The organism is Streptomyces sp. AC558_RSS880 (assembly GCF_019049255.1).
GTDB lineage: Bacteria > Actinomycetota > Actinomycetes > Streptomycetales > Streptomycetaceae > Streptomyces.
Genome location: NZ_JAGMUJ010000155.1, coordinates 1 through 345 on the forward strand (window position 1 = coordinate 1; position 345 = coordinate 345).

The window sequence follows — 345 nt, forward strand, 5'->3', positions numbered from 1 at the left end:
CCGCGGGGTCGTGGTGGACACGGCGGCGGCGGACCTGCGGCGCATCGAGCGCGATCTGCACGACGGGGCGCAGGCCCGGCTGGTGGCCCTGGCCATGGATCTGGGGCTGGCGAAGGAGAAGCTGCGGGAGGATCCGCAGGTCGCGGCACGGATGGTGGACGAGGCGCACGGCGAGGTGAAGACGGCTCTGCAGGAGCTGCGGGATCTCGCCCGCGGCATCCATCCGGCGGTGCTGACCGACCGGGGCCTGGACGCCGCGCTGTCCTCGGTCGCCTCGCGCTGCACGGTGCCGGTGAAGGTGACGGTCGACCTGGCCGAGCGGCCGGCCGCCGCCATCGAGGGCAT

1 protein-coding gene is annotated in these 345 nt (G+C 74.5%); it reads left to right on the forward strand.

Annotation, left to right across the window (positions count from 1 at the left end; translation table 11 throughout):
- Positions 1-345, forward strand: a 345-nt coding sequence (locus KUM38_RS35135) for a sensor histidine kinase (protein ID WP_217135684.1), incomplete at both ends; no start/stop codon positions are given.